This is a genomic window from Pseudomonas sp. p50(2008), assembly GCF_015351605.1.
Classification (GTDB): Bacteria; Pseudomonadota; Gammaproteobacteria; order Pseudomonadales; family Pseudomonadaceae; genus Aquipseudomonas.
Genome location: NZ_JACMYF010000005.1, coordinates 531,623 through 552,182, shown reverse-complemented (window position 1 = coordinate 552,182; position 20,560 = coordinate 531,623). Strand labels below are relative to the sequence as shown.

At 59.7% G+C, this 20,560-nt stretch carries 19 protein-coding genes; 12 read left to right on the top strand and 7 right to left on the bottom strand.

Translation table 11 applies throughout. From position 1 onward, the window contains the following. Window positions 1–156: 156 nt before the first annotated feature. Genes H7698_RS17140 through H7698_RS17125 form a run of 4 tightly spaced genes read left to right on the top strand, consistent with a single transcriptional unit; the run spans window position 157 to window position 3,605 of the window. Entirely contained in the window at window positions 157–753 is a 597-nt protein-coding gene (locus H7698_RS17140) for a paraquat-inducible protein A (RefSeq protein ID WP_194692212.1), read from the top strand. Then, window positions 750–1,397 carry a paraquat-inducible protein A gene (locus H7698_RS17135; RefSeq protein ID WP_194692211.1) on the top strand — a complete coding sequence of 216 codons (648 nt, stop codon included), beginning with the start codon at window positions 750–752 and terminating at the stop codon, window positions 1,395–1,397. The genes H7698_RS17140 and H7698_RS17135 overlap by 4 nt, the downstream gene beginning before the upstream one ends. After that, window positions 1,378–3,033: a PqiB family protein gene (locus H7698_RS17130; protein ID WP_194692210.1), complete on the top strand. Its 1,656-nt coding sequence runs from the start codon at window positions 1,378–1,380 to the stop codon at window positions 3,031–3,033. Before H7698_RS17135 ends, H7698_RS17130 begins: the two co-directional genes overlap by 20 nt. A gap of 17 nt (window positions 3,034–3,050) precedes the next feature. Next, complete coding sequence (locus H7698_RS17125) at window positions 3,051–3,605, top strand: PqiC family protein (RefSeq protein WP_194692209.1); 555 nt, start codon at window positions 3,051–3,053, stop codon at window positions 3,603–3,605. A 321-nt stretch (window positions 3,606–3,926) separates the two neighbouring features. On the opposite strand, the gene H7698_RS17120 is transcribed toward H7698_RS17125, so the two are convergent. After that, the gene (locus H7698_RS17120) at window positions 3,927–4,772 is read right to left on the bottom strand and encodes a site-specific integrase (protein WP_235992883.1); all 846 of its coding nucleotides are present in this window, start codon (window positions 4,770–4,772) and stop codon (window positions 3,927–3,929) included. Here H7698_RS17120 and H7698_RS17115 point away from each other — a divergent pair. From H7698_RS17115 to H7698_RS17100, 4 genes are all read left to right on the top strand, one after another. After that, window positions 4,771–5,061, top strand: coding sequence for a hypothetical protein (locus H7698_RS17115; protein ID WP_194692238.1), 291 nt, complete (start codon window positions 4,771–4,773; stop codon window positions 5,059–5,061). The two genes, H7698_RS17120 and H7698_RS17115, sit on opposite strands and share 2 nt — an antisense overlap. Before the next feature lie 148 nt (window positions 5,062–5,209). Further along, complete coding sequence (locus H7698_RS17110) at window positions 5,210–5,917, top strand: HPP family protein (RefSeq protein WP_194692208.1); 708 nt, start codon at window positions 5,210–5,212, stop codon at window positions 5,915–5,917. A 217-nt stretch (window positions 5,918–6,134) separates the two neighbouring features. Next, a complete protein-coding gene (locus H7698_RS17105) occupies window positions 6,135–7,241 on the top strand; it encodes an enoyl-CoA hydratase/isomerase family protein (protein ID WP_194692207.1) in 1,107 nt (368 codons plus the stop codon). Window positions 7,242–7,244: 3 nt separating this feature from the next. Then, on the top strand, window positions 7,245–8,396 hold the full coding sequence (locus H7698_RS17100; protein ID WP_194692206.1) for an acyl-CoA dehydrogenase family protein: 1,152 nt from the start codon (window positions 7,245–7,247) through the stop codon (window positions 8,394–8,396). Window positions 8,397–8,507: 111 nt separating this feature from the next. On the opposite strand, the gene H7698_RS17095 is transcribed toward H7698_RS17100, so the two are convergent. The 6 genes from H7698_RS17095 to H7698_RS17070 all read right to left on the bottom strand — a co-directional run bounded on the left by H7698_RS17095 (window position 8,508) and on the right by H7698_RS17070 (window position 15,442). Beyond that, the gene (locus H7698_RS17095) at window positions 8,508–9,281 is read right to left on the bottom strand and encodes an enoyl-CoA hydratase (protein ID WP_162440444.1); all 774 of its coding nucleotides are present in this window, start codon (window positions 9,279–9,281) and stop codon (window positions 8,508–8,510) included. A 48-nt stretch (window positions 9,282–9,329) separates the two neighbouring features. After that, a complete protein-coding gene (locus H7698_RS17090) occupies window positions 9,330–10,457 on the bottom strand; it encodes an acyl-CoA dehydrogenase (protein WP_194692205.1) in 1,128 nt (375 codons plus the stop codon). A 149-nt stretch (window positions 10,458–10,606) separates the two neighbouring features. Next, window positions 10,607–11,800 (bottom strand): acetyl-CoA C-acyltransferase, encoded by a 1,194-nt coding sequence (locus H7698_RS17085; protein ID WP_194692204.1) that lies wholly within the window; start codon window positions 11,798–11,800, stop codon window positions 10,607–10,609. A 12-nt stretch (window positions 11,801–11,812) separates the two neighbouring features. Next, a complete protein-coding gene (locus tag H7698_RS17080; RefSeq protein WP_162440441.1) occupies window positions 11,813–12,574 on the bottom strand; it encodes an SDR family NAD(P)-dependent oxidoreductase in 762 nt (253 codons plus the stop codon). 16 nt (window positions 12,575–12,590) lie between these two features. Then, the gene (locus H7698_RS17075; protein WP_194692203.1) at window positions 12,591–14,255 is read right to left on the bottom strand and encodes an AMP-binding protein; all 1,665 of its coding nucleotides are present in this window, start codon (window positions 14,253–14,255) and stop codon (window positions 12,591–12,593) included. Between the two features lie 170 nt (window positions 14,256–14,425). After that, a complete protein-coding gene (locus H7698_RS17070) occupies window positions 14,426–15,442 on the bottom strand; it encodes an AraC family transcriptional regulator (RefSeq protein WP_194692202.1) in 1,017 nt (338 codons plus the stop codon). An 880-nt stretch (window positions 15,443–16,322) separates the two neighbouring features. On the opposite strand from H7698_RS17070, the gene efeU reads away from it, so the two are divergent. From efeU to efeO (H7698_RS17050), 4 genes are read left to right on the top strand one after another with little or no spacing between them, the layout of a single operon-like run. Next, window positions 16,323–17,162, top strand: coding sequence for an iron uptake transporter permease EfeU (gene efeU, locus H7698_RS17065; RefSeq protein ID WP_194692201.1), 840 nt, complete (start codon window positions 16,323–16,325; stop codon window positions 17,160–17,162). Between the two features lie 8 nt (window positions 17,163–17,170). Further along, window positions 17,171–18,370: an iron uptake system protein EfeO gene (gene efeO / locus H7698_RS17060; RefSeq protein WP_194692200.1), complete on the top strand. Its 1,200-nt coding sequence runs from the start codon at window positions 17,171–17,173 to the stop codon at window positions 18,368–18,370. A gap of 17 nt (window positions 18,371–18,387) precedes the next feature. Continuing rightward, the gene (gene efeB, locus H7698_RS17055) at window positions 18,388–19,686 is read left to right on the top strand and encodes an iron uptake transporter deferrochelatase/peroxidase subunit (RefSeq protein ID WP_194692199.1); all 1,299 of its coding nucleotides are present in this window, start codon (window positions 18,388–18,390) and stop codon (window positions 19,684–19,686) included. 24 nt (window positions 19,687–19,710) lie between these two features. Further along, window positions 19,711–20,535, top strand: a complete 825-nt coding sequence (gene efeO, locus H7698_RS17050) for an iron uptake system protein EfeO (RefSeq protein WP_194692198.1) — start codon at window positions 19,711–19,713, stop codon at window positions 20,533–20,535. The last annotated feature ends 25 nt before the right edge of the window (window positions 20,536–20,560 follow it).

Sequence of the window (20,560 nt, the reverse complement as noted above, 5' to 3'; positions counted from 1 at the left end):
GCAGCCTCGTTTCACTCGACAGCTCCTACAGGGGGAAAATCGTTATTAATACGTTTGCATTCCTGTCTTTTGCTCACCTTTCGATTTGCTCAATTGCCACTCACTTCTATATTGATGAGGTGCTCTGCCTTTCCTGCCTCCTATTGAGCGCGACCCATGGCCACCACTGACCATTTGATCATCTGCGAGCATTGTGACTGCGTGTATGAAAAAGTGACGCTCGCCAAGCACCAGAAAACCCTGTGCACACGCTGCGGCGGGGTGCTTCAGCGTTATAACGGCCTGACGATCGAACAGCGCCTGGCATTGAGCCTGACCGCGCTGGTGGTGTGGATATTTACCAACTTCTACCCGGTGATGAGCATCAGCCTCAAGGGCCTGAAAAACAGCGCGACGCTGTGGGATTCAGTCCTGGCGCTCAGCCAGGGGCCGATCACCTTTATCGCGATGGTGGCGGCGATCTCCATGATCATCGCGCCGATTTTCCAGCTGTTGCTGTTGATCTGGGTGCTGAGTTTCGGCCTGGCCCACCAGCGAGCGCCCGGTTTCAAATTCTGCATGCGCTGGCTGGAAACCCTGAGGCCCTGGAGCATGCTCGAAGTCTGCCTGCTGGGCGCCATGGTCGCCGTGATCAAACTCGCGGGACTGCTGGACGTATTGCCCGGCATCGGCCTGTTTGCGCTGGCCGTGCTGAGTTTGATGATGATCCGCATCGCCGGGCGCGACGTCCGTGATCTGTGGGATACCTTATGAACCGACCTCCAGTGGCGAGCAAACTCAACCTGTGCCTGTGTCACACCTGCGGACTGGCCTGTGACATGACCCACGAGCCGGATGAATGCGAACGCTGCGGCGCGCCGTTGCATCGGTATAAACCGAACTCACTGACACGTACCTGGGCCTACATGTTCACCGCGCTGGCGTTTTACGTACCGGCCAATCTGCTGCCGGTGATGAACACCAAGATGGTCGGCAACGGCGCCGACAGTACGATCATGACCGGCGTCATCGAGTTCTGGGAGGCCGGTGCCTGGGACATCGCCCTGATTATTTTCATCGCGAGCATCGCGGTGCCAGGCATCAAGTTTGTCGCCCTGACCCTGCTGCTGGGGACGGTTCAGCGTGACAGCCAGTGGGCACGCAAAGAGCGTTCGCAGTTGTACCGTTTTGTCGAAGTCATCGGTTACTGGTCGATGCTCGACGTGATCGTGGTCGCCTTGGTGGCCGCGCTGGTGAAGTTTCAAGCATTGGCCGATATCGAGCCGCGCCCGGGCATTCTGTTTTTCGGGCTGGTGGTGATCTTCACCATGCTGTCGGCAATGAGTTTCGATCCGCGGCTGATTTGGACCGAAAAGAACATTAACGAGGAGGTCATGGATGAAGTCGCAAGTCACTGATGGGGCCCAGCCCCCTGGCCAGGCCCCGATAAAGACGCGTCGCTTCAGTGTTTCGCTGGTATGGATCGTGCCCATCGTTGCCGTGTTGGTGGGCATTTCACTGGTGGTTCACAGCCTCATGCAGGAAGGGCCCACGATCACCATCAACTTCAAGACCGGCAGCGGCCTGGTCGCCAACAAGACCGAAGTCAAATACCGCAACGTGGTCATCGGGCATGTTTCGGACGTCGAATTGAGCGATGACCAGAAGAGCGTCAACGCCACGATCAAACTGGCCAAGCAGGCTGAAAGCTTTACCCGTGAGGACTCGCAGTACTGGGTCGTGCGTCCACGTATCGGCGCTGGCGGCGTATCGGGTATCGACACCCTGCTGTCCGGTGATTACATCGGTGCCGACATCGGCCAGGCCAACGGCCGCGCGAAGAATTTCCAGGGGCTTGAGAACCCGCCGCCGATTACCTACGGTGAGCCGGGCAAGCGCTTCACCCTGCACTCCGCCGACCTGGGGTCGCTGGACATCGGCTCCCCGGTTTACTACCGCAAGATACAGGTCGGTCAGGTCGTGGCTTATGCCCTGGATGCCGATGGCAAGGGCGTGAATATCGAAGTGTTCATTCACTCGCCCAATGACACTTATGTCACGCAAGACACCCGCTTCTGGAACGCCAGTGGCATCGACGTGAGTGTGGGCGCCAACGGTTTTGCGTTGAAAACCGAGTCGTTGTCTTCGATGCTGGTTGGCGGCATTGCCTTTCGTGCGCCGCAATACAGCCCCGACGATAAACCGGCCCCGGAGGAATATGCCTATGACCTGTTTGAAGATCAGCAAACCGCCCTCGCCCCTCCCAATGGGAAGGCGCAGTACCTGACACTGCGCTTCGACCAGGCGTTGCGCGGGCTGAAAGTCGGTGCGCCCGTGGAATTCCTCGGCATGGAGTTTGGTCGGGTCGTCTCGATCAACCTCGATTACGACGCAAAAAAACGCAGCTTTCCGGTCAATGTCGGCATTGTGATCTACCCGCAGCGACTCGGCACGGCGCACACCAAAATGCTCAAGGCGTTGAATCATGATCCCAACGACGAGGCCGGCAGCATTCGGTTGATGGGCACGTTTGTCGAAAACGGTCTGCGCGCCCAGGCGCGTAGCGGCAACCTGTTGACGGGGCAACTGTACATCGCACTGGATTTCTACCCCAAAGCTGAAAAAGTCGCCTTCGACGCGACGGCCCGCCCTGTCAGCATTCCGACCGTGCCGGGCAGTCTCGAAGAGTTGCAGGGCAAACTGGAGGCCATGGTCGACAAGATCAACAAACTGCCTATCGAGCGCATCGCCAACAACCTGGACAGCAACCTCGTCGAGCTGCGCAAAGGCCTGACGCAATTTAATGCCAAGACGTTGCCCGGCGTGCAGAACACCCTCGCGGATGTCAGCAAGACCCTGCAATCAGCCAACTCGACCCTGGCTGAAGACTCACCGCAACGGGAAAAACTGTCCGAGACCCTGGACGATCTCGGCCGCACATCGCGCTCCTTGCGCGACCTTGCGGACTACCTGGGACGGCACCCGGAATCGCTGATCCGCGGCCGCCCGGAAAATGCCGCACCTATTGATCTGCAAGGGCCGCCGAGCAAATGACCACAGGAGCATCACCCATGGCTTTTCCGCTGAAGATGACGTTGATCGCCGCATTGGCGTTGCTCGCCGCCTGTCGCAGCGACCCTATTCAATTCCATACCTTGACGCCGGCCCAGCCGAACGTGAATTCAAGGACCAACGCGGACATCAGGATTGAGAGCCTGAGTGTCCCGCCACAGGTCGATCGTCCGCAGATCGTTGTACGCCAGGGCAACACCGGCATGGCGATTCTCGAGACCGACTGGTGGGGGGCAAGTCTGGCAGACGAGTTGCGCAGCGCACTGGTCGATCAGATGGTCAACAGCAATCCGCAACGCAAGATGTCGGTGCGCCTGGATATACAACGATTTGACTCGATTCCGGGGCAATACGGGTTGATCCACGTCAAGTGGCGACTGCGCGAGATGGGTCAAAGCGAAAACTCGATGGTGACGTGCCGTAGTTCCCTGCAGACACCGTCCGGACCGACGATTGATGACCTGGTGGCGGCCCAGCAAAACAACATCAAACGCCTGGCCGCGCTGATCAGCCAGGCAGCCAATGGCACACAAAGAGGATGCCCCGCGTCGTAGGAGCAAAGCTTGCTCGCGGTGGCGTCGGGTCAGCCGAAATCAACGCTGCCTGACACACCGCTATCGCGAGCAGGCTCACTCCTACCTTTGACCAGCGGTGAACACACAATCTGCGGCAAACTTACCCCCCTGTGGGAGCTGGCTTGCCGGCGATGGCGGCGTATCAAACGAAATCAACGCTACCTGACACACTGCTATCGCGAGCAGGCTCGCTCCTACCTTTGATCAGCGGGCAACACAAAATCCGCGTCGAGCACAGATCCCCTGTGGGGTGCGCTGGTCCTGCCGACCCTGAGCGCTATCGATCAAATGACCTGCCCGTCACAGATCAAAACGGTCCACCGCGCGCCGACGCTCATTGTCATCGCGCACGTCATAGTTCGCAGTGGTCTGAATGTTGCTGTGATGCGCCAGCTTCTGCGCAATCGACAGGTCATGCTCTTCGATGACCCGGGTGATGAACGAGCGCCGAAAGTCATGGGGCATGATGTTAACCCCGACCTGAGCGCCCCGCTGCCGGGCAATGTAATAGATCGCATGTTTGGTAATGCGCTCGCGGGTGATATGGCTGCCACGGCGAATGCGGTTGAACAGGAATGGGTCGTCCTCTTCACCTTCCTTGAGGTGCGAACGACGCAGTTCAAGCCAGGCATCGAGTTTGGCGAACGCCCAGGCCGGCGCATACTTGATCAATTGCTTGTTGCCTTTGCCGGTAACCCGCAGGCTGCGTTCGTTGAAATCAACCTGGCCAAGGTCCAGATTGACTGACTCCGACTTGCGCATCCCGGATCCATACAGAATCGCGATGATTGCCGCATCCCGAAGACCTTGGGGACGTGGATCAGCCGCGCACACGGCCATCAATTCCTGGATCAGCGAACGCCTGAGGTTACGGCCCTGGGAAAGTCGCGTCCCGGCCATACCCTTTACCGAGCGCATCTTCAGCAAGTGGTCCTGACTGATAAGGCTCATGCGCCACGCTTCGTTCATCACGCCCCGTACGGCGTTGACGTACAGCGAAGAGGTATTCGGCGCATAGCCGTCCTCGCGCAGGGCGGCGACGAGCGCAACGACATTCTCCGGCTGCAACTGATGCCAGGGAATCTCCTCGATGTTCACGTCCTCGAAGCCCAGGCGGTCGGCCGCGTCCTGCAGAACGTAGCGCATGGTCAATTGGCTGGAGGGGGCCAATCGAGCCAGGTACAGGGTCAGAGGATTGGGTTTTGAAAAATTGGAATCGGTAGCGGGTAAGTCAATCAAACGAAACGGCCCTAAGAGAAATCAGTTCATTAAACAACTTGTTCATACTTTAGAGCAATTTGAACAACCTGCGCTCTCTGTAGGAACTGCCGCAGGCAGCGATCTTTATGAAGATCAGGAGATCGCAGTCTGCGGCAGCTCACACAATGGGCCAAAGGATTTGTCGCACCCTATAACATCAATTAAAATGCACTGAAACAGCATTAATATGAATTTGTCAGCGCTCATCGGGCGCGGCACACTGTGCGCGTTCCTCCCCCAACAGTTGGAACACCTTCAAGGGCTTTCTGGGTCTCCCAGCCGAGCCTTTTTTTTTGCCCAGATTTTGAACGGACCTTTGCCTGATGCTTGCTCGCTGGTTACCCGCCGCCATCAATACCCGCCCTACCGAATGGAGCCGAGCCGCGATTGGCATGGCATCAGGCACATTGTTTAGCGTCTGGTTGTGTAGCCAGGTGTTCGGTATAGAAGTGGCGCAACACCTGATCGGCCCGCTGGGTGCGTCGGCGGTGCTGTTGTTCGCCGTGTCCTCCGGCGCCCTCGCGCAACCATGGTCAATTCTGGGCGGCTACCTGAGTGCAGCCGTGGTTGCCCTGCTGGTGGCCCACGTTATGGGCCGGACGCTGACCAGTGCTTGCCTGGCGGCCGGTCTGGCACTGATTCTGATGTGCTGGCTGCGTTGCTTGCACCCACCGGCCGGTGCCTTGGCGCTGATACTGGTACTGGCCGATCCGGCGACCATTGCCCTGGATTGGAAAGCACTGGCGCCGGCAATGCTCGGCGCCTCCATTCTGCTGTTGTGGGCATTGGCCTATAACAACCTGACGCGGATTCGATACCCCAAACGAGCTGCAGAACCGGTCATCGTGCTGCCGGCCGATCACCTGCCCGTCGACAGTCAGGCCATCACCGCCGAGGACCTGAAACTGGCCCTGGCCGACATGGAAGCCTTCTATGACGTCACCCCCGAAGACCTTGAGCAACTAATCCATGCCAGTGAACTGCACGCCAGGCGGCGCAGTATTGGAGACGTTTTTTCTCGGCAGGATTGACGATCAAAAGATCGCAGCCTTCGGCAGCTCCTACAGGTGTACGCGATCCACAGAAGGAGCTGCCGGAGGCTGCGATCTTCTCATTGCGCCCTAAGGTAAATATGCAAACAGAGCCTGCACATATCCCGGTTGTACATCACAAATTTGCACTGGTACGATCCGGGATCGCTCGCGTGCGAGCTTCTTGATAAAGAACAATAAAAGCAGGGAGTTAGTGATGACTGCTCAGGTTTCTTCTCCAGCGACTCAGTCGATGGATGCCACGCAAAACGAGGTGCTGGCCGAGGTCCGCAACCAAATCGGTCACCTGACCCTCAATCGCCCCGCCGGGCTTAACGCCCTGACCCTCGACATGGTTCGCAACCTTCAGCGCCAGCTCGACGCCTGGGCGATCGATGAGAACGTGCACGCCGTGGTGCTGCGCGGTGCTGGCGAGAAGGCTTTCTGTGCCGGTGGCGACATCCGCTCGCTGTACGACAGCTTCAAAAGCGGCGGCACGCTGCATCAGGATTTCTTCGTCGAGGAATATGCCCTCGATCTCGCGATCCACCACTACCGTAAACCGATCCTGGCCTTGATGGACGGGTTTGTCCTGGGTGGCGGCATGGGTCTGGTACAAGGCGCCGACTTACGCGTCGTCACCGAGAAAAGCCGCCTGGCAATGCCGGAAGTGGGCATCGGTTATTTCCCGGACGTAGGCGGCAGCTATTTCCTGCCGCGCATTCCCGGTGAGCTGGGAATCTATCTAGGGGTCAGTGGCGTCCAGATTCGCGCGGCCGACGCGCTCTACTGCGGGCTGGCGGACTGGTACCTGGAAAGCGTCAAACTGGAATTGCTCGACGAAAAACTCGATCAACTGGATTGGCAAGACTCGCCGCTCAAGGACCTGCAGGGCGTCCTCGCCCAACTCGCGGTACAACAGCTGTCCGATGCGCCTCTGGCGACGTTGCGCCCGGCCATCGACCACTTCTTCGCCCTGCCCGATGTGCCGAGTATGGTGGAGCAACTGCGTGAAGTAACGGTTGCGGACAGTCATGAATGGGCACTCGCCACCGCAGACCTGCTGGAAAGCCGCTCGCCATTGGCAATGGGCGTCACGCTGGAGATGCTGCGACGCGGTCGGCACCTGAGCCTGGAAGACTGCTTTGCCCTTGAGTTGCATCTGGACCGTCAGTGGTTCGAGCGCGGTGACCTGATCGAAGGCGTACGCGCGTTGCTGATCGACAAAGACAAAATGCCACGCTGGAATCCGCCGACCTTGCAGGCGCTGGACGCCGAGCATATCGCGAGTTTCTTCACAGGCTTCGACCAGAGCGGGAGCTGAGTCATGCACGATATCGAATTGAGCGAAGAACAAGTGATGATCCGCGACATGGCCCGGGATTTTGCCCGCGGCGAAATCGCGCCCCATGCACAAGCCTGGGAAAAGGCCGGCTGGATCGACGACGGTCTGGTGGCGAAGATGGGAGAGCTTGGCCTGCTGGGCATGGTGGTGCCCGAAGAATGGGGCGGCACTTACGTGGACTACGTCGCCTATGCCCTGGCAGTGGAGGAAATTTCCGCCGGTGACGGCGCCACGGGTGCACTGATGAGCATCCACAACTCCGTAGGTTGCGGGCCGGTCCTGAACTACGGCACCGAAGAGCAGAAAAAAACCTGGTTACCGGACCTCGCCAGCGGTCAGGCCATCGGCTGTTTCTGCCTGACGGAACCCCAGGCCGGTTCCGAAGCCCACAACCTGCGCACCCGCGCCGAACTGCGCGAAGGCCAATGGGTCATCAATGGCGCCAAACAATTTGTCAGCAACGGCAAACGCGCCAAGCTGGCGATCGTGTTTGCGGTCACCGACCCGGACTTGGGCAAACGCGGCATATCGGCGTTCCTGGTACCCACCGACACCGCTGGCTTCATCGTCGATCGCACCGAACACAAGATGGGCATTCGTGCGTCCGATACCTGCGCGGTGACCTTGAGCAATTGCACGATTCCCGAAGCCAACCTGCTGGGTGAACGTGGTAAAGGGCTGGCGATTGCCCTGTCCAACCTCGAAGGCGGACGCATTGGCATCGCGGCGCAGGCCCTGGGCATTGCACGGGCGGCGTTTGAAGCGGCATTGGCCTACTCGCGTGATCGCGTGCAGTTTGACAAGCCGATCATCGAACACCAGAGCATTGCCAACCTGCTGGCCGACATGCACACCCGCCTGAACGCCGCGCGCTTGCTGATCCTGCATGCCGCACGCCTGCGCAGTGCCGGCAAGCCGTGTCTGTCGGAGGCTTCACAAGCCAAGCTGTTTGCGTCGGAAATGGCCGAAAAGGTCTGCTCGTCAGCGATGCAGATTCATGGCGGGTATGGGTATCTGGAAGATTACCCGGTGGAGCGTTACTACCGGGATGCGCGGATTACGCAGATTTATGAAGGGTCGAGCGAGATACAGCGGATGGTGATTGCTCGCGAACTCAAGCATTACCTCGTTTGAACCGTTAAAAGCATCGCGAGCAAGCTTTGCTCCCACAGTAGATCTCCAGTGCTGATGAGAAACCCTGTGGGAGCATAGCTTGCTCGCGATGACGTCGCTGAAAACGCTACATCACTTCCCTTGGAACTGCGCGTCACGCTTGGCAATAAATGCCGCCATCCCTTCCTTCTGATCCTGCGTCGCAAACGCCGCATGGAAAACTCGGCGCTCAAAGCGCACACCTTCGGACAGGCTCACTTCAAACGCACGGTTGACGCTTTCCTTGACCATCATCGCAATCGGCAACGACTTCTGGGCGATCTTCTCGGCAACCTTCAACGCCTCTTCCAGCAGCTCATCAGCCGGCACGATCCGCGCCACGATCCCGCAGCGTTCCGCTTCAACTGCATCAATCAACCGCCCGCTCAGGCACATTTCCATGGCCTTGGCCTTGCCCACGGCGCGGGTCAGGCGCTGAGTGCCGCCCATGCCTGGCAGCACGCCAAGGTTGATTTCCGGCTGGCCGAATCGAGCGTTGTCGCCGGCCAGGATGAAATCGCACATCAGCGCCAGTTCACAACCGCCGCCCAAGGCAAAACCGTTAACCGCAGCAATGATCGGTTTGCGGCGATTGGCCACGCGATCACTGTCGCTGAACAGGTCATCAAGGTAGATCTGAGGGTACGTCAACTCCGCCATTTCCTTGATGTCGGCGCCGGCAGCAAAGGCTTTTTTCGAGCCGGTCAGCACGATGCAGCCGATGTTCGAATCTGCTTCCAGGCCATCGAGAGCGTGGTTGAGCTCGCTGACAATCTGCGCATTCAACGCGTTTAGCGCTTGTGGACGGTTAAGGGTAATCAGGCCCACTCGACCGTGGATTTCCAGCAAAATCGTTTCGTAACTCATCCAGGACTCCTAAGTATTGTTTACGCCGAATCCCCGTAGGGTTCCTTGTTAAAGACTGCGCGAAATGACCATGCGCTGAATATCGCTGGTGCCTTCGTAGATCTGGCAAACCCGCACGTCACGGTAGATCCGCTCCACCGGGAAGTCGTTCAGGTAACCGTAGCCACCCAGGGTTTGCAACGCCGCGGAACAGACTTTTTCGGCCATTTCCGAAGCAAACAGCTTGGCCATTGAGGCTTCGACCAACGCAGGCTTGCCACTATCGCGCAACGCGGCGGCGTAATGGACCATCTGCCGGGCCACGGCAATCTGCGTCGCCATGTCCGCGAGACGGAACGCTACCGCCTGATGTTCGATGATTGGCTTGCCAAAGCTTTCACGCTCGCGTGCATAGTCGCGGGCCGCTTCAAACGCAGCGCGGGCCATGCCCACCGATTGCGAAGCGATGCCTACACGACCGCCCTCAAGGTTGGCGAGGGCAATTCGATAGCCCTCACCCTCCTCGCCCAACCGATTGGCCACGGGCACTTTCACGTCTTCGAACAGAATCTGGCAGGTATCGGAGGCATGCTGGCCGAGCTTGTCTTCCACGCGTGCGACTTTGTAGCCCGGCGAATCGGTCGGCACGATCAGCGCCGTGATGCCGCGCTTGCCGGCACTCGGATCAGTGACGGCGAACACGATCACCACACCGGCGTTCTGCCCGGACGTGATGAACTGTTTGCAGCCGTTGAGCACGTAGTGGTCACCTTCCAGGCGTGCGCGGGTTTTCAGGCCGCTGGCGTCGGAGCCGGCCTGGGGCTCGGTCAGGGCAAAGGCACCGAGCATTGCGCCGCTGGCCAGCGGCTTGAGGAAGCGCTCTTTCTGGTCATCGGTGCCGTAACTGAGGATCGGCACGCAACCCACCGAGTTGTGCACGCTCATGATGGTCGAGCACGCGCCATCTCCGGCGGCAATTTCTTCCAGCGCCATGGCGTAAGCCAGGTAACCGGTGTCACAACCGCCCCATTGTTCCGGGACCAGCATGCCGAAAAAGCCCAGCTCGGCCATTTCGCCGATGGCCTCCGTCGGGAAGCGATGCAAGCGATCCCACTCCGCGGAGAACGGCTTCAGCCGCTCCTGGGCAAACTGCCGGGCCGCGTCGCTGATCTGTGTTTGTTCGTCATTGGGAATCATGCGAAATCCTTAAAAATGCAATCGCCCCTGTAGGAGCTGGCGCAGCCTGCGATCTTTTGATCTTGATCTTTGGCAATCATCATCACCACATCAAAAGTTCGCAGCTTGCAGCAGCGCCTACAGAAACCGCGCAGAGTGATCAGCAAGCCTTAGTACAGGCATTCAACTGCAATAGCCGTTGCCTCACCGCCGCCGATGCAGATGGCTGCAACACCGCGTTTCAGGCCCTTCTGGCGCAAGGCGGAGAGCAAGGTCACGAGGATCCGCGCGCCAGACGCACCAATCGGATGCCCCAAGGCACACGCGCCTCCGTGCACATTGACCTTCTCGTGAGGGATCTCCAGTTGGGCCATGGTCACCAGACTCACCACCGCGAACGCCTCGTTGACCTCAACCAGGTCGACTTCATCCAGGGACCAGCCGGTTTTCTTCATCAGCTTTTTGATCGCACCCACCGGTGCCACCGGAAACAGTCCCGGAGCGTCGGCGAACGCGGCGTGACCATGAATCACTGCCAGAGGCTTCAAGCCTTGTTTCTCGGCATCGGAACGGCGCATCAGCACGAGCGCTGCGGCACCGTCGGAAATCGAGCTGGAGTTCGCCGCCGTCACGGTCCCGCCTTCGCGGAATGCCGGCTTCAACGAAGCGACCTTGTCCAGTTTGGCTTTCGGGGGTTGTTCGTCGTTGCTGATCAGCACCTGCTCTTTGCCGATGGTCACCGTCAGCGGCACGATCTCGTCCTTGAAGGTGCCATCCTTGATGGCCTGCTGTGCGCGGGTTGTCGAGGCAATGGCGAATTCGTCCTGGACTTCACGGGTGAAACCATTGGATTCGGCGCAATCCTCGGCGAAGGTGCCCATCAAGCGGCCTTTGTCATAGGCGTCTTCAAGGCCGTCAAGGAACATATGATCGAGCACACGACCGTGGCCCATGCGGTAGCCGGCACGTGCGCGGTCCAGCAGGTACGGCGCGTTGGACATGCTTTCCATGCCGCCGGCGACCACCACGTCGACGCTGCCGGCGACGAGCATGTCATGGGCCAGCATCGTCGCTTCCATGCCCGAACCGCACATTTTGTTTAGCGTGGTGCAGCGGGTCGACTTATCCAGCCCGGCGCCCAGCGCAGCCTGGCGTGCAGGTGCCTGGCCCAGGCCTGCGGACAGTACGCAGCCGAACAGCACTTCTTCGACGGATTCAGGCTTGATACCCGCGCGCTCTACGGCAGCGCGAATGGCAGCAGCACCCAGTTGCGGCGCCGTCAGGCTTTTCAGTTCGCCCTGGAAAGCACCCATCGGGGTGCGAACGGCGCTGACAATAACAATCGGATCGTTGGCAAGTGTCATGACAAATTCTCCTTACTTGGCGGCCATGCGCAAGGCACCGTCGAGACGGATCACCTCGCCATTGAGCATGCTGTTTTCAATGATATGCCTGACCAGCGCAGCATACTCGTCCGGTTTGCCCAAACGTGGTGGAAAGGGCACGCCAGCCGCCAGAGAAGCCCGGACTTCCGGGGTCATACCGGCCATCATCGGCGTTTCGAAAATGCCGGGGGCGATGGTCATCACCCGAATGCCGAAGCGCGCCAGCTCACGGGCCGCAGGCAACGTCAGGCTGACGATGGCGCCTTTGGACGCGGCATACGCCGCCTGACCGATCTGGCCGTCGTAAGCAGCAGCGGAGGCGGTATTGATGATTACCCCGCGCTCGCCGTCTTCATTGGCCTCGGTTTCGGCAATCGCAGCTGCCGCCAGACGCAGCATGTTGAAGCTGCCGATAAGGTTCACATTGATGACCTGGCTGAAACTGGCCAACGCGTGAGGGCCGGTTTTACCGAGGATTTTCTCGCCTCGCACGATGCCGGCGCAGTTAACCAGACCGTTCAGGCCACCAAAGGCCTTGACGGTCGCCTGCACGGCAGCTTCGGCGGCGGCTTCGTTGCTGATGTCCGCGACGACGCTTTGCGCGCCCAGTCGTTGAGCCTGAGCTGCAACAGCCTCGGCGTTCATGTCCACCAGCATCACTTTGGCGCCGGCCGCAACCAGCATCTCAGCGGTGGCCGCACCCAGTCCGGAGGCGCCGCCGGTGACGAGAAAAGCCTTGTTTTCGATCTGCATCATTGTTTCCTTGAATTCAAGCTTGAACGTTCTTCGCGGCGGCCTCTTGAGCCTTGGCGATTTCCTGGTTGCGCAAGATAAAGCGCTGCAATTTGCCGCTAGGGGTTTTCGGCAATTCGCTGACAAATTCGATTTCCCGGGGATAGGAATGCGCTGCCAATCGCTTGCGCACGTGCTGGCGCAGTTCTTCGGCGAGGGCAGGTTCGGCGCGGTACTGCGAGCTCAACACAACGAAGGCTTTGACCAGTTCGGTGCGTTCAGGGTCGGGTTTGCCAACCACTGCCGCCTCGACCACCGCCGGGTGCTCGATCAGCGCACTTTCGACATCAAACGGACCGACCCGGTAGCCAGAAGTTGTGATCACATCGTCACTGCGCCCGACAAAACTGATGCTGCCGTCCGGGTTCCACTCCACGGTATCGCCGCTCAGGTAGTAGTTGCCGACGAAGGCTTTGGTGGGTGCGCCTTCGTAACCGGCGAACCAGCACATCGGCGACTGGGTGCGGTCGATGGCCAGGATGCCCGGCTGCCCTACGCCCAGCTCCTGGTACTCCTCGTCCAGCACCACGATACGGTGACCAGGAGAGGTGAAACCCGCCGCCCCCATGTGGATCGGGTGCTCCAGGCCATGGTGATTGCACAAAACCATGCCCAATTCGGTCTGGCCGTAATGGTCGTGGATGACCACGCCGAGGTTGTCGGCAAACCAGCGGATCACTTCTGGATTCAGCGGCTCACCGGCACTGCTGACGATGCGCAGCTTGCCCTTGATCGAACGGGCGAACTCGTCGCCGCCTGCGATCAGCAAACGGTAGGCAGTTGGAGAACCGGTGAGGTTGGTGATGCCGTATTTATTGATGACCCGGCAGGTACTTTCGAGGGTGAAGGGGCCATCGTAAAAGGTGATCGGGTGCCCCATCGACATCGGACCGGTGACACCGAAATAGATGCCATAGGCCCAACCCGGATCGGCAACGTTCCAGAACGCGTCCTCGGGACGCAGGTCCACCGCGTCGCGGGTGTAACTCTGGAAGGCAACGATGGCCTTGAGCGGCACGGACAGCGCTTTCGAGGGACCCGTGGTGCCCGAGGTGAACATCAGCAGGAACGGGTCTTCGCCAGTCAGCATGACCGGTTCGCAGTCGTTGGAGTAGTTGGCCAGTTCGGCCCAGAAACTGAAATCGCCCCGCACGATGCCCTGGCCTTTCGGGCCGCCGACGGTAACGGTCGTCGGGCAGTCGATGACTTCACTGAGTTTGGGGCGATTGATGGCGTCGGTGACGACGACTTTTGCGCCAGAGCTGCCGAGCCGGTGCTCGATGGCTTTAGGACCGAAGGCGGTGAAGAGAGGCTGATAGACCGCACCGATGCGCCAGGTGGCGAACACGGTGATCAACAATTCGATGTTGCGCGGCAACAGACCGGCGACCTTGTCGCCCTTCTGCACCCCTTGGGCCAGCAGGAAATTGGCGAACCGTGCGGCTTTGTCCTGCAGGTCGCTGAAGGTGTAGGTGGCGCTGGCCCCATCGCGTCCCTCCCAGAACAATGCAATGCGCCCCGGCAACGCATGCCGGTCGCAGCATTCGATGCAGGCATTAACGGCCGTCAGGTCGCCTGCGAGTGCAGCGTCAACGGTGTCCTGATAATTGAACTGTGAAGTGGCAGACAAGTAATCGCGCATTGCCAGAATCCCTCGTATTGTTATTAGGTTGGGGGGGAACCGTAATCAACAGGGAAATCTTCGCTCTGCGCGGTGCGCGGGACAATGGTCAAAGTTATCAAGTTGCGTGACTGGTTTGGCCAAGACTCAAGGGCTGGTGTCTCGGGGCTGACCTTCCTATCACTTCGGGATCAGTCAGCCTCGTTAAGAATCAAACTCCGATAATGCCCGGGATTGGACCCCGACCACTTGCGAAATGCCTTGTAGAACGAGCTGGCATCGGCAAACCCCAGACGCGCGGCGATCTCGGCGAAGCTGATGCTCGGCTCTGCCAGCCAGATGATGGCCAATTCCTTTCGCACACTGTCCTTGAGCCCTTGATAAGTCTGCCCTTCCTCCGCCAGACGCCGCCGCAATGTCGACGCCGACATGCACAACTGCTGCGCCAGCAGGTCGGTTTCCGGCCAATGTTGCGCCGACAGTTGCCGTAAATCATGCTTGATCCGGCTCGCCAGGCTTTGCGGATCACGGTACTTCACCAGGATATTGGCCGGCGCATGGGCAAGGAAACGCTTGAGCTCTTCAGGGCTGCGCTTGATCGGCAAATCCAGGCATTCGGCGGAGAAAATCATGCGGGTGCGTGCTCGGTTGAACCGCAGATTCTCGGAGAACATCACCTGATAGTCACCGCAAAAGTCCGGCTCAGGGCAACGCAGCTCGATGGCCAGAATCGGAATGCGTCGCCCGGCCAGCCAGCAGGCGACCCCATGAACGATCATCCAGTAGGTGAAATAAGTGAAGGCTCGGCGCGGGTCCTGTTCGTCCTCGACCAAGACAATTTCCGCCAGACTTTGCTGACGCACCAACTGCGCCGGCAAGTGCTCCAGCATTAACGACAGGAAACCCAGCCCGGAGGTCAGCCCTGCCGCCAGACTCGGCTGGACCATGGCGCAGCGACACAAAAACTCCAGACTGCCGGATTTGAGCTTGCGCGGGTCCATGCCGAAAAACTCGTCATCACCACGCCGGGCCAGCAAACGCCACAACCGCGCATAAGACGTGGCCGGGACCCGGGCGCTGGTGGTCTCCAGCAACGCCGGATCGATACCGACCTTATTCAACACCTCATCGGTCGCGGCGCCTGAGGCGCAACTTTGCAACAGTGCTTCGCGCACCAGTTGAATGGAAATGGTGTCTTTTTCCGACATGGAGTGAGGCGAACCGTATTGTGTGTTTGAGTCGCCGCATCTTAGCGCAGCTGCCTGAGAAACGCCGTTGATCTGCTGTTGATCTTGATCTGATTACCCCATTGGGTAAGAGCGAAACCCATAACGGCCGTTACCGCAGGAACGATATGTACACCAGCAAGAGTCTCACCGCCGATCAGGCCGTCATCGCGAGCAGGCTCACTCCTACAGGTTGATCTGGGTGTATCTGGGAGATATGAGTCGGCTTTGAGGCCGTCATCGCGAGCAAGCTCGGCTCCCACAGGGGGAACGCGTGTGCTTCGAAAGTCAGGTCGGCTGTCAGGCCGCCTCGCTTTGGCTTTTGATCTGCTTTTGATCTGCTGTTGATCTTGATCTTCTTGCCCCATGGGAAGGCCGAGCGCAGGTTCTGCGCAGTGGGCAACCCGGCATGGATGCCGGGTTAGCCGCGCACGGCCATGGATGACCGATCGCGGCGGGCCCACGGAGCAGGGCCGGAGTGAGGGTATGCCGAGCTCAGGCGAGGCACCGTACGAAAGGGGCAAGAGCGTTTGGTTACTTGGCGCTCTTCCAAGTGACTCGCTGTAAGAGCGAAACCAATAGCAGCCGTGACCGCAGGAATGGATATGTACACCAGCAAAAATCTCACCGCCGACCAGGTCGCCATCGCCGGCAGGCCAGCTCCTACAGTTTGATCGCGTACTTCAGGGGAATGCTCATCGGCTATGAAGCCGACATCGCGAGCAAGCTTTGCTCCTACAGGCGGGAGGCGTTATCTCGAGGTCGTTCAGGCTGTGTTCAGGTTAATGTCAACGCTTACCATATGCGAATGAGTGTCATTATGTTACAACTTAGCACCCTATCTAATTCGATCCGGTGCTGAATGCTTGTTCCATTTTTGATCATGCTGCGCGAAGGCATTGAAGCTGCACTGATCGTTGGCATCATCGCCAGCTACCTCAAACAGACCGGACGTGGTCAATGGATGCCCGCCGTCTGGATCGGCGTCTTCCTGGCTGCCGCGCTGGCCCTGTTGGTGGGTGGCGGCCTGGAACTGGTCAGCGCCGAATTCCCGCAAAAACAACAGGAACTGTTCGAAGGCGTGGTCGGGCTGGTCGCGGTCGGCATCCTCAGTTCCATGGTGTTCTGGATGCGCAAAGTCGCCCGGTCGATCAAGCTTTCGCTGCATGCTTCCCTCGATCAGGCGCTGACCGGTTCCAAACATCAGGTCACCGCCCTGATCGCCATGGTGTTTTTCGCCGTGGCCCGCGAAGGCCTCGAGACCGTGTTCTTCCTGCTCGCCGTCTTCCAGCAAAGCGAAGGCCCGGCAGCACCGATCGGTGCCCTGCTCGGCCTGATCCTGGCGATCATCGTTGGCTTCCTGATCTACACCGGCAGCATGCGCCTGAACCTCGGCGCATTTTTCCGCTGGACCGGGCTGTTCATCCTGGTGGTGGCTGCCGGCATTCTCGCCAACTCGGTACAGGCGCTTCATGAGGCCGGCGTGTGGAACCACCTGCAAACCGTACTGTTCGACTTCAGCGCCACGCTGCCCATGGACGGCCCCTTGGGCTCGGTGCTGGCCGGCATGTTCGGCTATCAGGACGCACCCACCGTCAGCACCCTCGGGGCTTATCTGATGTATCTGGTGGTGGCGCTGGTGATGTTTTTCCTGCCGGCATCGCCCCCTGCAAAGCAACCCCATTCAGTTTCCAGCCAGTAAGGGCACACATGCCAAACCAAGCCCCTCCCCCGGTTTCTGCTCCCCGCGCGCTGCGCTGGGCGGTGGCCGGTTCCATCGTGGTGATGATCGCCGCCGGTGGTCTGTTCTATTACGCCTCGCAGATGGCGGCGGCCAAGCGCCAGACCAACCATAACGAAGTGCTGATCACCATTCACCCGCACAGCTGCGAGCCGAACGCCCTGACGGTTCCGGCCGGCCGCGCGAGCTTCCGCATCGTCAATCGTTCGGATAGAGCGGTGGAATGGGAAATCCTCGACGGTGTGCTGGTGGTCGAAGAACGGGAAAACATCGCACCGGGCCTGAGCCAGGTGATCAACGCCAACCTCATGCCCGGCGATTACGCGATCACCTGCGGTTTGTTGAGCAACCCTCGCGGCACGTTGCACGTCACCCCCACCGCGGCTTCCGACGCCGCGTCCAAGGCAAAACCGTCGCTGGTCGCCTTCGTCGGGCCATTGTCGGAGTTTCGGGTTTACCTGAGCAGTCAGGGCACGGCGCTGATCAAAGCCGTCACCGCGCTGGAACAGGCCATCGAAGCCGGCGATCTGGCTCAGGCGCAAGCCTTGTATGCGCCGGCCCGCGCCGCGTATCAACGCCTTGCACCGGCGTCCCAGCGACTGGCAGAACTGGACAACGCGATCAATGCCCGTGCCGATTACTTCGAAAAACGCGAACAGGATCCAGGGTTCACAGGTTTCCACCGCATCGAGTACGCGCTGTTCCAACAACGCAACCTCGACGGCCTGGCGCCTGTCGCTCAGCGTTTGATCGCCGACGTGACCACGCTCAAACAACAGCTGCTTGCGCAATCACTGCCGCCGGAACAACTGGTGAGCATCGTCATCCGCACCCTCAACAGCCTCGCCGACGTGCGTGCCAGCAGCGGTGAAGAAGAACGCTACAGCCACACTGACCTGAACGGTTTCGCCGCCAACCTGGAAGTGACGCACAAGGTCGTCGACCTGCTGCGACCGCTGCTCACCAAGTCCGCCGCCGACCTGCTGCCCAAGATCGACAGCGCCCTCGCTGCACTCGACGCAGACCTGAACGGCATGAAGACCAAGGATGGCTACGCGAGCTACGACAGCGTGAGCGCCGAGCAGCGCAAACAAATCGCCGACAAGGCCAAGGTCCTGGCCGATGCACTCGACGGAATCGATCCCGCCCTTGGCCTCTCCGGCCTGTAAGCAGAAGACTCAAACCGATGAACGATTCAGAGCAATTCAACCTTCAGCGCCGCCGGGTGCTGATGGGCATGGGCGCCGCCGGTGTGGCACTGGCCGGCTCGGCGTTGACCTGCCCGGCCATGGCCGCCAGCCCCGCCCAAGTCACTGAAGCCCCCAGCAGCGAGAAGACCGAGGACCGCCACCCGTTCCACGGCAAGTACCAGAGCGGCATCGTTACCCCGCGCCCGGCCAGCGGGATGCTGGCGTCGTTCGACGTCCTGGCCAGCGATCGTGAAGACCTTGAACGGTTATTTCGCACACTCAATGAGCGGATCGCGTTCCTGACAAAGGGTGGCCCGGTCGAGCAGATCGACCCGAAACTTCCGCCCGTGGATTCAGGGATTCTTGGCCCGGTGGTGGCCCCGGACAACCTGACCATCACCGTATCGGTCGGCGAGTCGCTGTTCGACGAACGCTTCGGCCTCACAGGCGCCAAGCCCAAGCGGCTGATCCGCATGGTCGGCTTTCCCAATGATGCGCTGGAGGCAGATTGCTGCCACGGCGACCTGAGTCTGCAGTTCTGTTCCAACACCACCGACACCAACATCCATGCCCTGCGCGACATCGTGAAAAACTTGCCGGACTTGTTGTTGGTGCGCTGGAAACAGGAAGGCAGCGTGCCGCCCCAAGCCCCTGCGAAACCGGGTATGCCGGCGCAGAGCGCGCGCAATTTCCTGGGCTTTCGCGACGGTTCAGCCAACCCTGACTCCAACGACGCCAGGGCCATGGACACCCTCGTGTGGGTACAGCCAGGCAGCGACGAGCCCGCCTGGGCGGCGAACGGCAGCTATCAAGCCGTGCGCATCATCCGCAACTTCGTCGAGCGCTGGGATCGCACCCCGCTGCAGGAACAGGAAAGCATCCTCGGCCGAATCAAAAGCACTGGCGCCCCCATGGGCGGCGAGCATGAAACCCAAACACCGGACTACAGCAAGGATCCGGAAGGCAAACTGACCAGGCTCGACGCGCACATTCGCCTGGCCAACCCGCGCACCACCGCCACGGCGGGCAACCTGATCCTGCGCCGACCGTTCAACTACTCGAACGGCGTGAACAAGAACGGCCAGCTCGACATGGGGCTGCTGTTCATCTGCTACCAGGCCGATCTCGAAAAAGGCTTCATTACCGTCCAGACCCGACTCAACGGCGAGCCGCTGGAGGAATACCTGAAACCGGTCGGTGGTGGGTACTTCTTCACCCTGCCCGGCGTCACGGGTGACCAGGACTACATCGGTCGCACCTTGCTAAAAGCCACACAACCTACCGCTACGGCCTAACAACCCTCCACACGGAACCGTCCCATGAAAAAGTCGCCCCTCGCTTTACTGCTGACACTTGGCTTGCTCAACACTCCGCTTTCAGCATTCGCGGCGACGGCGCCGATGGACCTGGTGGGGCCGGTGTCGGATTACAAAATCTACGTCACCGAGCAACTGGACGAACTGGCCAGCCACACTCAGCAGTTCACTGACGCGGTGAAAAAAGGTGATCTGGACACGGCGAAAAAACTCTATGCGCCGACCCGGGTTTTCTATGAGTCGATCGAACCGATTGCCGAGCTGTTCAGCGACCTGGACGCGTCCATTGACTCCCGTGTCGACGACCACGAAAAAGGCGTGAAAGCCGAAGATTTCACCGGCTTCCACCGTATCGAATACTCCTTGTTTTCGCAGAACAGCACCCAAGGACTGACTGAACTGGCTGACGGCCTGAACAAGGACGTCAAGGACCTGCAAACCCGCGTCGCCGGCCTGACCTTCCCGCCTGAGAAGGTGGTGGGTGGTGCGGCGGCGCTGCTGGAAGAAGTTGCGGCGACCAAGATTTCCGGAGAGGAGGATCGCTACAGCCACACCGACCTGTATGACTTCCAGGGCAACGTCGACGGCGCGAAGAAAATCGTTGACCTGTTCCGTCCGCAAATCGCCAAACAGGACGCCGCATTCATCGCCAAGGTCGACAAAAACTTCGCAACCGTGGACAAGATCCTGGCCAAGTACAAAACCGGGGACGGTGGCTTTGAAACCTACGACAAAGTGAAAGAAAACGACCGCAAGGCGCTGGTCGGGCCGGTGAATACACTGGCTGAAGATCTGTCGATGCTGCGTGGGAAGCTGGGTTTGAATTAAGCGGTTGCATTGACCGCGTGGGCAC